The sequence below is a fragment of the Streptomyces abikoensis genome, assembly GCF_014648775.1.
In the GTDB taxonomy this organism is placed as follows: Bacteria; Actinomycetota; Actinomycetes; order Streptomycetales; family Streptomycetaceae; genus Streptomyces; species Streptomyces abikoensis.
Map to the genome: position 1 here is coordinate 567104 of NZ_BMRT01000004.1, position 14524 is coordinate 581627.

9 protein-coding genes and 1 tRNA gene are annotated in these 14524 nt (G+C 75.0%); 4 read left to right on the forward strand and 6 right to left on the reverse strand.

Translation table 11 applies throughout. The features are described 5' to 3' along the window. Window positions 1-208: 208 nt before the first annotated feature. The 3 genes from IE096_RS16795 to IE096_RS16805 form a co-directional block, all read right to left on the reverse strand. Window positions 209-673, reverse strand: a complete 465-nt coding sequence (locus tag IE096_RS16795) for a single-stranded DNA-binding protein (RefSeq protein ID WP_189452439.1) — start codon at window positions 671-673, stop codon at window positions 209-211. Window positions 674-796: 123 nt separating this feature from the next. After that, window positions 797-2752: a YfjP family GTPase gene (locus IE096_RS16800; protein ID WP_189452441.1), complete on the reverse strand. Its 1956-nt coding sequence runs from the start codon at window positions 2750-2752 to the stop codon at window positions 797-799. Between the two features lie 5 nt (window positions 2753-2757). After that, the gene (locus IE096_RS16805; protein ID WP_189452835.1) at window positions 2758-4392 is read right to left on the reverse strand and encodes a dynamin family protein; all 1635 of its coding nucleotides are present in this window, start codon (window positions 4390-4392) and stop codon (window positions 2758-2760) included. Between the two features lie 305 nt (window positions 4393-4697). On the opposite strand from IE096_RS16805, the gene IE096_RS16810 reads away from it, so the two are divergent. The 3 genes from IE096_RS16810 to IE096_RS16820 all read left to right on the forward strand — a co-directional run bounded on the left by IE096_RS16810 (window position 4698) and on the right by IE096_RS16820 (window position 6724). Beyond that, window positions 4698-4770: transfer RNA gene (locus IE096_RS16810), tRNA-Arg, on the forward strand. A gap of 237 nt (window positions 4771-5007) precedes the next feature. Next, entirely contained in the window at window positions 5008-5493 is a 486-nt protein-coding gene (locus IE096_RS16815; RefSeq protein WP_126914199.1) for a hypothetical protein, read from the forward strand. Continuing rightward, complete coding sequence (locus tag IE096_RS16820) at window positions 5486-6724, forward strand: DUF6545 domain-containing protein (RefSeq protein WP_229820245.1); 1239 nt, start codon at window positions 5486-5488, stop codon at window positions 6722-6724. The genes IE096_RS16815 and IE096_RS16820 overlap by 8 nt, the downstream gene beginning before the upstream one ends. Here IE096_RS16820 and IE096_RS16825 read toward each other — a convergent pair. Continuing rightward, the gene (locus IE096_RS16825; RefSeq protein WP_189452443.1) at window positions 6701-7951 is read right to left on the reverse strand and encodes an amidohydrolase family protein; all 1251 of its coding nucleotides are present in this window, start codon (window positions 7949-7951) and stop codon (window positions 6701-6703) included. The two genes, IE096_RS16820 and IE096_RS16825, sit on opposite strands and share 24 nt — an antisense overlap. A 91-nt stretch (window positions 7952-8042) precedes the next feature. Continuing rightward, a complete protein-coding gene (locus IE096_RS16830; RefSeq protein WP_189452445.1) occupies window positions 8043-10223 on the reverse strand; it encodes a nuclease-related domain-containing DEAD/DEAH box helicase in 2181 nt (726 codons plus the stop codon). A gap of 818 nt (window positions 10224-11041) precedes the next feature. Between IE096_RS16830 and IE096_RS16835 the strand changes: the two genes are divergently transcribed. Further along, window positions 11042-12199, forward strand: coding sequence for a hypothetical protein (locus IE096_RS16835; protein ID WP_189452447.1), 1158 nt, complete (start codon window positions 11042-11044; stop codon window positions 12197-12199). Window positions 12200-12293: 94 nt separating this feature from the next. On the opposite strand, the gene IE096_RS16840 is transcribed toward IE096_RS16835, so the two are convergent. Continuing rightward, the gene (locus IE096_RS16840; protein WP_189452449.1) at window positions 12294-14384 is read right to left on the reverse strand and encodes a tetratricopeptide repeat protein; all 2091 of its coding nucleotides are present in this window, start codon (window positions 14382-14384) and stop codon (window positions 12294-12296) included. Window positions 14385-14524 lie beyond the last annotated feature (140 nt).

Here is a 14524-nt window from a genome sequence, read left to right on the forward strand (position 1 = left end):
CGAGGACCGGCTCCGGGTCGTCGCGGACGCGCCCCGCAGGGCAACTCAAAACTCAGCAGCCCCCGTTGCTATGGAGGGTGATCTTAGGGAGCGGTGATCACTTGGAAGTCGCACATCCCTTCGGATGGCGGTTCCGAATCGGAATCGTTACCCCCGCAAGGTTTCCGGCCCGGGATTATCGATAAATCGCCGGGACAAAACCCGCATTTCACAGGGGTGCCACAGACGCGGCCGCCGCTTCCGCCGACTCGGCGAGAGGCCCCTTGCCGCCCCCGGCCACCATCCGCACCGGCTCGATCGGCAGCGGCCTGGCCGGTGACACTCTGCGGAACGCCGACGTACCGCGCGTGAGGTCGTGCCCGATGGACACGGCGTCAATGTCCGCCGAGAACCAGCGCTTTCCCTCGCGCTCCTGGTCCTGGACGCGCAACTTCCCCTGCACGATGAGCGGTTCGCCGACCGATACCGAGCCCACCACGTTCGCCGCCAGCGTCCGCCACGCCCATACCGTGTAGAAGCTCGTATGGGCGTCCGCCCACTCCTCCCGCTGCCGGTCCCAGCGGCGCACCGTGGCCGCCAGCCGGAAGCGGGAGACGGCCGAGCCGTTGGCCGCCTCCCGGTAGTCGGGCTGCGAGGCCACGTTGCCCACGACCGTCACCAGTGTCTCGTTCATCTTGAACGCCTCCCCCCGTGTCCGTGAGCCCATGGTGACCGTGATCGGCGAGGCCCGCCGAGGGCTGTGGACAACCCCGCGGTTGTGCACAACCCCGTCACCCACAGGGGACGAACCAGCCCCTCAGCCCTCCCCCGCCGCGATGACAAACTGCGCCCGCACCTCCCGGTACCGCAGCAGCTCCGCCGCCACCGGCTCCAGCACCCGGGCCCGCCCGCAGCCCGCCGCCGCGCTCCGCAGCCGGTGCTCCGTCTCCAGCCCGTACCCCCGCGCCGGCCCCCGCGCCGCCAGCCGCCCGCACCACGCCAGCACCGGACCGCCCACGCCACCGCCGGACACCAGCACCACCGGCACCCACCACGGCCCGCCGAACTCGCCCATGAACGCCCCCACGAGCCACGCCAGCCCCATCAGTTGGAACGCCGACAGCGCGCCCTGCCCCGCCGCCACCGCCGCCCACCACCGGGGCCGTACCATCCGAGCCCCCGCGCCCCCACGCGTAAGCCCGCCGCCCGCCTCCGCGTCCGTGGGCCAGACGCCCGTCCGCCCGCCGTCCGCGCCCGCCACGCCGCCCGGGGGGCGCCCGCCCGCGCGCCTGGTGCCCGGCACCAGGGCCGGGGCCGACGCGGCGGCCACCGCGTCCAGCGCCTCCGCGAGTCCCTCCGCGCCCCGGCCCGCCGCCTCGCGGACGGCCAGGGCCCAGGGGCCGGGCAGCCCGGCGGACGCCTCGTACGCCAGGGTGCGCACCGCCTGCTCGACCAGCGGCCGGGACGCCGTCCGGCGCGGCGCGGACGCGCCGCCCGTACCCCGGCCGCCGGTGTCGTGGCCGTCGCCGTCGAGCGCCGCCCGGCCGCCGGAGCCCAGGCCCAGGAGCCCCTTGCAGCGCTCGTAGCCGAAGCGCAGCCGCGTCCACGTCGTCCCGCACGCCCGCTCGGCCTCCCGGCGCCACGCCCGCTCCGCCGCCAGCCCGGCCGCCTGGGCGCCCACCGCCTCCGCCAGCCGGTCCTCGAACTCCTGCCGCGCCCGTTCCGTCAGCCCCGGCCGCACGTCCGTCACGTACGCCGGGCGCAGCCGCGCCGACACGCCGTTGACGTCCGCCGTCAGCCGCAGCTCGGCCGCGTTGCGGCGGGCGACGAACGTGCCCAGCGCCTCGCGCAGTTCGCCCACGCCCGCGCCGGTCAGCGCCGACAGGGCCATGACCGAGGCGCCGGGCTCGCCGTACTCGCCGAGCGCCAGCCCGTCCTCGTCCAGCAGCCGTCGCAGGTCGTCCAGGACCTGGTCCGCGCCGTCGGCGGAGAGCCGGTCGACCTGGTTGAGGACGACGAACGTCACCTCCGCGTACCCGGCCAGCGGCCGCAGGTAGCGCTCGTGCAGCACGGCGTCCGCGTACTTCTCCGGGTCCACCACCCAGATCACCGCGTCCACCAGCGCCAGCAGCCGGTCCACCTGCTCCCGGTGGCCGGCGGCCGCCGAGTCGTGGTCCGGCAGGTCGAGCAGGACGAGCCCGGCGAGCGCCGGGTCGTAGGGGCGGACGGGCGTGCGCCGGGCCCTGGCCGGGATGCCCAGCCGGTCCAGCAGCCCCTCCGCGCGGTCGCTCCAGGCGCAGGAGACGGGCAGGGCGGTGGTCGGCCGGCGCACCCCGGCCTCCGAGAGCTGGGCCCGGGCCAGCGCGTTGAAGAGGGTGGACTTGCCGCTTCCGGTCGCTCCGGCGATGGCCACCACCGTCAGGTCCAGGGAGTGGCGGTGGCGGGCGGCGGCCTCGTCCAGCACCCGGCTCGCCTCGGCGAGGGTGTGCCGGTCCAGCCGGGCCCGGGACAGCCCGACCAGCTCGCGCAGGGCGTCCAGCCGCGGCCGCAGCGCCAGGCCGACGGGCGAGGGGGGCGCGGCGACGCGGGGCACCGGGGAGGAGGACGGGTCCGCGAGCGGTGCCGCGCGCCCGGGGCGCGGGGCGGGCTCCGGGCGTACGCGGCGTGCGATCACGCCGTCGTACCAGTAGCGGTCCCCGTCCGCCCCCTTCCTGCCGCCTCCTCCTTCCGCTCCGTTCTTCGGGGGCGCGCACGGAGGTACGTCGGGGGTCATGGCGGTCACCTCTCCTTCTGCAGCAGGGACAGCGCGGCGATGAGCTCGACCTGGTGCTCGGGGGTCATCTCCAGGGCCTCCAGGGGCGCCGCCCTGCGGTCCCGTTCGGAGTCGAGGACCTGTTCCAGACAGCTCGTCAGGAGTTCGGCCCCGCGGTCGCGCAGGCGCAGCGCGCGCTGGGCGCCGAACGTCCCGGCGAGTTTGTCGCCGGCCCGGCCCGCCCGGCGGCCGCCCAGCAGCTCCGCCGCGAGCAGCGCGGCGGTCCGTTCGCTCTCGGTGCCCCGGTCGCGCTCGGCGGCGCGGACCTCCTCCTCGGCGATCTCCTCCAGGCAGCGCCGCCAACGGCGGACGGCCACGCCGATCCTGGCCCGCGCGCCGTCGGGGTCGGGGGGCGCGAGGGCGGCCGCCGCCACCGGGTCGTCGGCGCAGGCGGCGGCGATCTCCTCGTCCGCGGCGTCGGCGGCGCAGCTCAGCAGCGCGACGACGGAACCGGTGAGGGCGGTCAGCAGCTCGTCCGGGGTGCTGTCGTCCGGGTAGCCGCGCCAGTGGGTGAGGGCGTCCCCGGCCAGCGCCTCCCCCGCCGCGATCTCCCGCCGTACCCGTTCGACCGCCCGTCCGTAGGCGTCCTCGACGCGCTGGAGGGTCCGTACGGCCACCGCGTGCTGGACGGCCGAGGCGCCGGCCAGTCCCGGCAGCCGGGATCCCAGTGAGGAGAGCACTCCGCGCGCGGTGCGCGCTGTCGCGACGAGCCGGGCGGCCGGGTCCTCGGCGCGCTGGGCGAGCCAGGCGCGCAGCCCGGCGACGGCGGTGGCGGGCAACAGTCCGCTGCCGTCGGCGGACTCGGGCAGTTCGGGGATGGTGAAGCGGGGGACGTCGCCGAGGCCCGCGTTCTCCAGCAGCGCGTCGTACTGCCGGGACACCTCGACGGCCACCTGGTGCGGCACCCGGTCCAGCACGGTGACGAGCGTGACGTCGTACTCCTTGGCGGTGCGCAGCAGGTGCCAGGGCACCGCGTCGGCGTACCGGGTCGCGGTGGTGACGAGCACCCAGATGTCGGCCGCGCAGATCAGGGAGGCGGCGACCTCCCTGTTGCCGGCGACGAGGGAGTCGATGTCGGGGGCGTCCAGCAGTGCCAGCCCGCGCGGCAGGGCGCGGTCGGTCTCGATCCGCAGGGCGAGCGGCCCGTCCTCCGCCGGTTCCGGCTCGGGGGCGGCCCCGGCCTCCTCGTCCGCCCCCTCCGCCTCGAACGCCCCGGACGCGCCGTCCTGCGCGGGCACCCAGATCCGCTGGAGCCGGGGCAGCACCCGGGGGCCGGCGAACCAGTGGTGGTCGTCCGGGTGGCAGACCAGCACTGGCGTGCGGGTTGTCGGCCGCAGCACCCCCGCCTCAGTGACCCTCCGCCCCACCAGCGAGTTGACCAGAGTGGACTTGCCGGCCCCCGTGGACCCCCCGACCACCGCCAGCAACGGCGCTTCGGGGGCGCACAGGCGGGGCACCAAGTAGTCGTCGAGCTGCGCCAGGAGCTCGGCCCGGTTACGGCGGGCGCGGGCGGCGCCGGGAAGGGGGAGCGGGAAGCGTGCGGCGTCCACGCGGTCACGCAGTGCGGACAGCGCGTCAAGCAGTCGGGGCCGTACGTCCAAGGTCGCCACACGTGCAGAATGCCCAATTCTGGGGTGATTTTGAAACATATAGGCCACGGCGCGCGAGGCGTGGCGTATGGGGCCCAGGCATAACGAGTACACAACACCCGATACCAACTGCGTCAAAAACGATGCGAAAATCGCACCTGCCTGCGATTATCAGGACCGCTTCACCGAACCTCCACATCGTGTCACGGAGGTGAAGCAACCGGGACGAGGTACGCGGAGCCCTATCCTTGTCCCCGGCAAGGTCACGGCACCACCGAGCCCGGGGCTTCAGCCGTCCGCGACCGCCGTACACACCGGCCCCCGTAGCTCAGTGGATAGAGCAGGTGCCTTCTAAGCACTTGGCCGCAGGTTCGAGTCCTGCCGGGGGCGCTCCGCCGGACCCTTTCGCCTCTCCCTCCGGGAGGGGCGTTTTTCGTGCTGTCGTACCGGCCGGTCTGTACACTCGACCGCGTTTCAGGGGGCTTGGGGGGGCCGTCTTCCGGTTGTCGTGAGCAGTCGTGAACAAAGGGAGCGGGCAATGGCGCGTGGCGGCGAGGGGACAGCGCGGCACCTGGTCGGGGAGGGGTGAGCCGACGGTGCCCGCGATCGCGAGGGAGGGGGTACGTCGTGGCCAATAAGCACGTGCGGGCCATGGCCGAGAAGCTCGTCGCCCGGCTTCCCGAACTCCCCCAGCCATGGGACGTCGAAGAGCTCTGCCGGGCGCTGGGGCGGGCCCGGGGAAGGGCGCTGAAGCTCCACTCCGCGGACCTTCCGGCGCTGCCGTTCGGGATGTGGTACGACGACGGCGCGACCGACCACATCATCATCCGCTCGTCCGCCACCGGCTACTACCGCGACCACATCGTGCTGCACGAGATCTGCCACATGCTCGCGGGGCACGGGACGGCGCTGCAGGAGGTGTTGAGCGGTCCGGGGTCCGGGGCGGGCGCGGACGGGCGGCGGGCCAAGGGCAAGTCGTGCAGCGACGCCGAGGAGGAGCTGGCGGAGACGTTCGCCTCCCTGGTGCTGAGGATCGCCGGGCAGATGCGGCCCAAGGGGATCAGCGCGGTCGAGCGGCGGGCGGGGAACCTCCTCGGAGCCGGCCGTGCATGACGTTCCCGCATGGGTCGAGACGCTGCGGGAGGTCATCCTCCTGATCGCCTGGACCGTGCTGGTCCTGCGCGTACCCGCGCTGCGGCGGCCGCCGCAGCGGCCGGTGTGGATCGTCCTGGCGGTCCTGGCGACCGGCTCGCTGATGATCCAGGCGGAGGTGGGCAGCTGGGTCGACGAGGTGACCGGGGTGCCCAAGGCCGGTGAGCTCGCCGTCGCGCTGGTGGCCCTCACGGACTTCGCGTTCGTGTGGTGGCTCGCGGTGGCGCTGGACGGCGCCGGGCGGACCGTCCCCGCGTGGCTGCGCCGGGCGCCGGTGGTCTGCGCGGCCGCGATGGCGGCACTCGCCTTCGCCTTCTTCGCCGTCACCCCCGCGCCCGACCGGTTCGGGGCGCGGGCGCACGGCTGGTGGGCCGGGTACGCGGTCGTGTGGATCGCCTACGGGCTGATCACGGCGGTGGGGGCGGCCGCGGTCTTCTGGCGGCACGGTGTCGCGATGCGCAGCCCGGTGCTGCGCGTCAGCGTGCTGGCGCTCGCCGTGGGCACCAGCGCGGAGGTGCCCTATCTGCTGATCCGTGGCGTCCGGTGGTTCACCGAGGCCCCGGCGTCGCTCGCGCTGGCCGGATTCTGGTGCTCCTTCGCGCGGTTCGTCCTCGTCGCCCTCGGGTGCTCGCTGGCCGCGCTGGAGCCGCTGTGGCAGGTGTCCCTCTACTGGTACCGCCGGCAGCGGCTGTACGGGCTGTGGCTGCTGCTGCGGCGCGCGACGCCCGAACTCGTCGTGGCGCCGCCCCCGTCGCGGAGGGCGGACCTGCTGGCGTTCGACAGCGCCTGGGAGCGGCTGCACCAGCGGGTCATCGAGATCCACGACAGCATCACGTTCCTGCACGACGGCTGGGCGTCGCCGGAGCTCCTCCACGAGGCCGGGGAGGCGACGGGCGCGCCGCCGTACTCCGGCGGTCCCGGGCAGTCCCGCCTGGTCCAGCGGCAGCGGCTGACGGCCGCCGCCTGCTGGATCGAGGTGACCCGGCGGGAGGCGGCGACCGGAGCGGACAAGCTCTACCACAAGGAGCTCGACAAGGACCTGCTGCCGGAGGTCCTCGCCGACCGGTCGACCGTGCACCGCGAGATCCGCCGGATGCTGCGGCTGCACCGGGCGCTGCGCTCCCGCACGGTCGCCTCCTTCGCCGACGGCTTCCGGCCCGAGACGCCGTCAGCGGTGGGCACCGGCTCCTGACGCGGCTCCTGACACGCCGGCCTCCGGCCGGGCCGTAGCGGAGGCCGATGCGCCGCCGGCGACCCGTCGTCCCGCGCGGAGGACCGCGCGGACGCGGGAGAGCGCGCCGAGGTCGTGCACGGGGTTCCCGGCCACCGCGAGCAGGTCGGCGTCGTGGCCGGGGGCGACGCGGCCCTTGCGGCCCGCGAGCCCGCAGGACGCGGCGGCGAGCGAGGTGACCGACGTGAGGGCCTCGGCGTTGGTGGTGACCTGCGAGGCGAAGTACACGAGGTCCGTGGGGAGCACGTCGTGCGGCTTGTGCGCGTTGATGCCCGCGTCGGTGCAGCAGACGACCCGCACGCCCCGGCGGTGCATGTACGCCTGGTTCTCCCAGTAGGGCTCGATGGTCCGCAGCACCTCCTCGGGCATGCCCGCGCGGGGTTTGACGACCGTGCAGCCGACGAAGGTGCCCGCGGCGGCCATCGCGTCGACCGTCCTGGGGTCCAGGCGCACGCCCTGCGGGGTCATGAACGTGCAGTGCTCGACGCCGTCGGCCCCGGCGGCCACGGCGTCGGCGATGCCCGCCGCCGCGTGCGCGTGGGCGACGACGGGCAGCCCCCGGCCGTGCGCGGCCTCGGTGACGGCCCGCAGCTCGGCCAGGGTGTACTGGGACCCGCCGGGGTCGGACCCCGTCGTGGACATCCCGCCCGTCGCCATGATCTTGACGAGGTCCACGCCGTGCCCGGCCCGGTCGGCGACGGCGGCGACCGCCTCGTCCGCCCCATCGGCCTCGCCGCCCAGGTACCAGCAGTGGCCCCGGGTACGGGTGAGGGGCGGGCCGGCCGCCACGATCCGGGGGCCCGTGCCTCCCGCGGCGAACTCCTCGCGCAGCCGCAGCGACAGATAGCCCCGGTCGCCCAGGTCGCGGATCGTGGTGATCCCGGCCCGCAGGGCGCGGGCCGCGTGCTCGCGCATCCGGGCGAGCACGGTGGCATCGTCGTCGTGGCACATCTGGTGCTCGGTGGCGCCGCCCGCCTCGAAGGCCAGATGGCTGTGGGCGTCGATCAGGCCCGGCAGCAGGGTGGCGTCCCCGAGGTCCGTGAGCGGCACGCCCTCCGGCGGGTTGGCCCCGGTGAGGTCGACATCGGTGATCCGGCCGTCCTCGACCAGGACCAGCACCGGGCCGTTGTGGGCCCGTTCGCCGTCGAAGAGGCGTGCGGCGCGTATGGCCGAGCGGGAGTCGTCCACGAGCGGTGCTCCAAGTGTCTGTCGTCGGTGGGTCGTCGAATGCCATGGGCGTCGTCCCGCACGCTAGCCCGTACCGGCACCCACGAGAAGATCACAATCGGGCAGCCCGCGACGCCGGGGCCGCCGAGGCCACGGCCGGCACACCGACCGGTGGAACATCGCCCACGGGGGCACCGTTGGTCCGGGGCGCGACCGAGCCCAGCCACAGCGTGTCCCTCGCCCGGGTCATGGCCACGAAGAGCCGGGCGCGCCGGAGTTCCTCGCGTTCGAGCGCGATGCCGTCCTCGTCCGGCGGTCCGGGGGAGCCCGCCGTGGTGTGGCCGGGCAGGTAGACGTGCTTGAACTCCAGCCCCTTGGCGCGGCGGTAGCCGCCGATCTTCACCCCGGGCACGGGCCGGCCGTCGTAGCGCTCCAGGGAGCACTGCGGGATCCCCGCCCGGGCGAGCAGCCGCTGGTAGTGCTCCGTCTCGCGCCGGGTGGGGCACAGCACCGCCGAGTCGGGCCAGCCGGCCTCGCCGCGTCCGCGCAGCGCGGCGAGCAGGGCCTCGTCCAGCTCGGCGGGGGTCCGCAGGACGGCACGGGTGACCTGGCCGCCCCGGTAGGTGAGGTCGACGTCGCGCAGGCCGGCCAGCCGGGTGCCGTCGATGTCGTCGAAGGCGTCCTCGGCGACGACGGCGAGGGCCGTGTCCAGGATCTCCTTGGCGTTGCGGTAGTTGACGCGCAGGACCTGGCCGCGGTCGCCGCGCACGTCTATCCCGGCGTCGGAGAGCCGGAAACCGCCGGGGTAGACGGCCTGCTGGCCGTCACCGACCAGCAGCAGGCCGTTGGGCGCGTCGCCGACGAGCGCGTGCAGCAGCCGCACCCCGACGAGCGTGAGGTCCTGGACCTCGTCGGCGATGACGGCCGCGTACGGCGAGCGGCCCGGCCGGGCGCGGGCCTCGGCCAGGGCGAGGCCGAGGATGTCGTTGAAGTCGTGCACGCCCCGCTCGGCGCGCACCCGCTCGTACTCCTCGTACAGCGCCCAGACCGCCTCGCGGTGCGGACGGCGGAGGTGGGTGCGGCGGCGGTGCCGCCTGAGCGTGGCGTACTCCTCGAAGCGGGTGATGCCCCGGCCCTTGATGACGCAGTCGACCTCCTCGTGCCAGTAGTGCGGCGAGGGGTCGAGGGTGCCGAGGACGCTGTCGCGACCGCGGTGTATCCAGGCCCGGTTGAACGCCGTCAACGCGCCCTCGCCGTGCAGCCGGTGGGGAATTCCGCGCTCTTCGAGGAATTTCAGCGACCAGGAATGCAGGCTGCGGAATTCGACCCGGTCGGCGACGGCCGGGGACATCGTCCGCAGGAAAGTGGCCTGCACCCGGGGAAGATTGCTGGCGAACGTCACGTACAGCACCCGCCCGGTCGTGCGCTGCGCGAGGAGCGCGGCGCGGTGGAGGGCCACGGCGGTCTTTCCCGTGCCCGCCGGGCCGCTGACCCGGGCCGGGCCCGACCAGTTGCGCCGGACCAGGGCGACCTGGTCGGGGTGGAGGAAGGTCATCCACTGCTCGATCGGGCCCCGGCGGGCGGCCTCGACGGCCGCGTCCCGCAGGCTCTCGACGTCGAACAGGGCGTCCGTGAACAGGGCGTCCGTCGGTTCCTGGGGCGCGTGCGCCGCCGGGCTCGCGCCGGAGCGTCCGTCGGGCACGGACGAGCCCTCGTACGCCGGGAAGACCCGGGCCAGATGACCGGCGACCTCCCCCACCCGGGCCGGGGCGAGCCGGGTGCGCTCGGCCAGCAGCGCCGGCCCCACCTCGCGCTCCCCCAGCAGCCGCACCCGGCCGAGCTCGCCGCTGAACGAGCGGCCGGCGAAGACCATCACCGGCCGGACCGCCACGGGCGACATGCCGAGCTCCGCCACGGCCGCCTCCGCCAGCCGGGTCACGGCCAGCAGCTTGCCCACCTCCCCGTCGCGGCGCTGCCGGGCGGCGGCGAGATGGCCGTCGGCGGTCTCCGGGGCGGCCCGCCAGTTCTTGACGTCGATGACGAACACGCCGCCGGGCCCTATCAGCAGCATGTCCACATTGGCCGACCGCGTCCCCGGCCAGCGCCGGTCCACGAGCAGCCGCCAGCCCCGCTCGGTGAGCATCAGCAACTGGGCGGCGACCTTGCGCTCGCCCTCGCTGGCCGCCTCCCACCGCCGCGCCTCCCGTTGCGCGGCCCTCAGCTGCTCACGCAGCTCACGCTCGTGCCGCCGGGCCTCCTGGGCCCTGGTCGATGCCGATCCCCCAGCCGCCATGCCCCCACCCCCTTTACCACCTACTCCCCCGAAACATGCATATATACGCAAAGTAATGATCGTACTGCGCTTCGGAATCGGCGCCCTGGAGCGAGGTATCGTCGGCCGGATGCCGAGCGCGCCCTGTGCGCGCCTGATCGACTCACCTGACCGACGCACCGACCGACGAGGAGGTTTGCGATGCCGCACGCGGGGTCGTCGCGACCGTCGCACATCCTGCTGCGGGACAACGCGGGGCGGTGGGCCACCGCCGCGCCGGAGCGCACGGTGCTGGGAGTCGTCCACAACGTCACGTCCGCGACCCGGTTGTTGGAGCTGCTCGCGCCCTTCGAGGGTGACAGCCGGGTGCATGTGGTGTTCACCTGCACGGGGTCGTCGGCGTTCGAGAACGGAACGCGGGAATTCATGGCCGCGCGACAACTCCCTTGGATATCCTGGGAGGAAGCGAAACGGAAGAAATTCGACCTCGCGGTGAGCAGCAGCAGGGGTGGCGAACTCCATAAGCTCAACGCGCCACTTGTGGGCGCCCCGCACGGCGCTGGGTACAATAAACACTTGCGCCGGGAGCCGGGAGCCGGGAGCCGGGAGCCGGGAGCCGGGAGCCGGGAGCCGGGAGCCGGGAGCCGGGAGCCGGGAGCCGGGAGCCGGGAGCCGGGAGCCGGGAGCCGGAGGCCTTCGGCCTGGATGCGGAATGGCTCACTCATGACGGGGAGCTGATCCCCTCCGCGATCGTCCTCTCCCACGACGAGCAGCGTGAACGCCTCCGCCGCGGCTGCCCCGAGGCCGTACCGATCTCCGTCGTCGCCGGCGATCCGTGCATGGACGACCTCCGCGCCGGCCTCCCCTTCCGCGCGGAGTACCGTGCCGCCCTCGGTCTGACGCCCGGCCGGAAGCTCCTCGTCCTCACCTCCACCTGGGGGCCGCACTCCCTCCTCGGCGCGAACATGGACCTCGTCCGCCGGGCCCTCGCCGAGCTGCCGCACGACGAGTACCGCGTCCTCGCGGCCGTGCACCCCAACGTCTGGTACGGGCACGGCGGCTGGCAGGTCCGCGCCTGGCTGGCGCCGTACCTGCGGGCCGGGCTCCTCCTGCCCGCGCCGGAGACGGACACCTGGAAGGCGGCCCTGGTCGCGGCCGACGCCTTCATCGGCGACCACGGATCACTGACCCTCTACGCCGCCGCCCTCGGCGTGCCCGGCCTGCTCGGCGCCTTCGGCGACGACGTGGTGGCGGCCGGTTCGCCCATGGCCCGGCTGGGCGCGGCACTGCCGCGCGTGGCGCCGGACGTGCCGCTCGGGCGCCAGCTGCGCCGCGCGGCCGCCGCCCAGGCCGGCGACGAGCGGCTGGCCGCGATCGGCGGCCTCGTCACCTCCCGCCCCGCGCGGGCGGCCGAACTGCTGCGCCGCCTCTACTACGAGCGCCTGGAGCTCGACGAGCCGGCGTGGCCCGCCGTCCCCCGGCCCGTCGCCCTGCCGCTGCCGCTCCCCGCGGAGCGGTACGGGCCGGTGCCGCCGCCCATGTTCGTCGACGCCCGGACCGAGCCGGACGGGACGCTGGTGCTGCACCGCCATGTCGCCGGGCTCCAGGGGGCGGTGACGGGCCACCTCGCCGATCCCCACCTGGTGGTGGCCGAGGGCGACCCGGACGGGCGGTGGGCCGGGGCGGCCGACGTCGTCCTCGGCCGGGCGCCGGGCCCGCGCGAGACGTACCGCTCGGCCGCGGAGCGGGTGTTCGCGTCGCACGGGGGGTGCTGGCTGGTGGCGTTCGCGGACCGTGCCGGCGGCGGGGCGGGGTGTGTCGCGGTCACTCGGGACGGAGGCGTTCTCGGCGGGCGGTGGGAGGAGGGGGGCGCCGCCGCCTTGGGGTTTGAGGTGGCGGCCTCGGTGCTTTACGCGGTTGCGGGGGCGGGTGTGGGTGCGGAGTTGACGGTTTCCGTGCGGATCGGGGGTGGGGTGGGGGCGTTGCGGGTGGGGTGACACCCGACCGCCGGTGGGTGGTTTTGTGCCCACCCTCCCCCAGCTACCGCTGGGAGGTGCCCCCAGCCTTGCGGAACGCCTGCCCACAAAACGGTTACGACAGGCGTTCCCGCGCCCGCTCCGCCGAGGCGCTTGCCGCCTGTTCGTACAGGGTCAGGGCCTGGCGCCAGTCCGCCTCCGCCTCCGGGCGTTTGCCCTCGGCTGCCAGGAGGTCGCCTCGGTCGAGGAGGATGTCGGCCTGCTCCTTGGGGGCGCCGCAGGCCGCGATCAGGGTGACGGCCTCGTCCAGGCTGGGGAGGGCCTCGTCCGGGCGGTCCGCGCGGAGGCGGGCGCGGGCGTGGTGCCAGAGGGACTTGGCCTCGTTGAAGCGGTCGGGGCGGCCCGGGAGTTCCGCGAACATCCGGCGGGCGCGCAGCAGCAGTTCGGCCGCCTCCTGGTGGCGGTGACCGGCGGCGTGGGCGCGGCCCAGGTGGAAGGTGAGCAGGGCCCGGCCGCGCGGGTGGTCGAGTCCGTCCAGCGCCCGGGCCGCCCGGCGGAAGTGCTCGGCGGCGTCCTCCGGCGCGCCCTCGCGGAGCGCGAGCAGGCCCAGGCCCTCCAGGGCCGAGGACTCCGTGCGGGCGTGCCCGGCGGCGGACGCCAGCCGCAGTGCCTCCCGGTAGTGGTGTCCGGCGGTCCCGGCGTCGGCGGCGTCACCTCGGTCGGCGTGGGCGAAAGCGAGCTCGTAGTGCATCCGGGCGACGGCGAGGTCGTCGCCGCACGCCCCGGCGGCCTTCAGGCCCAGCTCGCACACCTCGATCCAGTCCGGGTGGTACTTGCGCCGGAAGAAGAACCCGCGCAGTGCCTCGGCCAGTTGCCACGCCGTGGCGTACCGCCCGAGGTCGTGGGCCATCCTCGCCGCCGCCACCGCGTTGGCGCGGTCGGGCTCGAAGGCGTCCAGGGCCTCGGCGGCGTCCGCGAAGCCGGGCCCTCCCGCCTCCTCCCCGGGCCCGGTGAACACCGGGCCGTACCGCCAGCGGTCGGAGACCAGCCGCTCCACGGCGGCCGCCCGGCGCAGGTACCACTCCAGGATCCGGTCCACGGGCGCCCGGCCGTCCGCCACGGACCGCGCGTGGTCGTGGACGAGCCGGTGCATGCGCACCCGCCCCTCCCCGGCCGTCTCCAGGACCCGTTCCCGGACGAGCGTGCGGGCGTCGGTGTCGTTCCCCGCCAGCCACTTGACCAGATCGCGGGAGAACTCCGGCGTCGGGTGCGCGCCGAGCGCGCGGTAGAGCGCGGCCGGGCCGTCGGCCAGGGACAGGTGGACGGCGCCCAGCACCTGGGGGACGGAGAGGTCGTCCACTTCGAGCGCCTCCAGGCGGGTCCGGTGGTCGCCGAGTTCGCGGGCCAGCTCGGCGGGGTCCTCGCCGAGCCCGTGCAGCTCGCCCGCGCGGGCGGCGGCGATCCGCACGGCGAGCGGATAGCCGCCGCAGGCGGCGAGCACGCTCTCCAGGGCGGCCGCGCCCGGGACGGCGTCCTCACCGGCCACGGCGCGGAACAGCTCGGCGCTGGCCTCCCTGTCCAGACTGCCCAGCGTCAGGCCGAGCATGCTCGGGTAGCGGCCTTTCAACGCGGTCAGCGGCATACGGCTGGTGACGACGACCACGCTGCCGGGGTGCGCGGGCAGCAGCGGCCGCACCTGGCCGACGGTCACCACGTCGTCCAGCAGGACGAGCAGCGGCGCGTGTGCCGTCAGCGAGCGGTAGTGGGCCTCCAGCGCGGCCTGTCCGGCCGGTCTCTCGTCCGCCCGCGTCCCCAGCTCCTGGACGAAGCCCTGCAGCACGGAGTGGGGGTCGAGCGGCCGGAGGTGGCCGTGCGGGCTCATGTCGGCCTGGAGCTGGCCGCCGGGGAACTGCCGGCGCAGGCGGTGCAGCCAGCGCAGGGCGGTGGCCGTCTTCCCCATGCCGCCGAGGCCGGTGAGCGCCACGATCAGGGGCGTGCTCCGCGCGGCCCGCCCGGCGGCGGCACGTTCGAGCTCGGCGAAGACCGGGTGCCGGTCGACGAACACGTCCGGTTCCGAGGCGAGCTGACGGGGTGCCCGTGTCCTCGCGGCGGCGTGGTGGTGATGGTGGTACTGGATCTCCCGCCCCTGCAGTACCGGTCCGTGGTACGTCCCGCCCTCGATGGCGTTCCGTATCTCGTCGCCCATGCGTTCCCCCCTGGCCCGCCTCGGTCGTGGGGCAAGATCCTACGTTCGGACGTCCCTCGGCACAGGGCGGGAAACGCGCCTGGTGCCCCGGCCGTCGGCCGGGGCACCAGGCGGCGCTGCTACGACTCCGGGGCGGAGAG

Excerpts from the sequence above, each read along its gene's own strand:
- IE096_RS16830 (WP_189452445.1), bottom strand. The coding sequence starts at position 10,223 with ATGGCGGCTGGGGGATCGGCATCGACCAGGGCCCAGGAGGCCCGGCGG.
- IE096_RS16800 (WP_189452441.1), bottom strand. The coding sequence starts at position 2,752 with ATGACCCCCGACGTACCTCCGTGCGCGCCCCCGAAGAACGGAGCGGAA.
- IE096_RS16840 (WP_189452449.1), bottom strand. The coding sequence starts at position 14,384 with ATGGGCGACGAGATACGGAACGCCATCGAGGGCGGGACGTACCACGGA.
- IE096_RS16795 (WP_189452439.1), bottom strand. The coding sequence starts at position 673 with ATGAACGAGACACTGGTGACGGTCGTGGGCAACGTGGCCTCGCAGCCC.
- IE096_RS16835 (WP_189452447.1), top strand. The coding sequence starts at position 11,042 with ATGGACGACCTCCGCGCCGGCCTCCCCTTCCGCGCGGAGTACCGTGCC.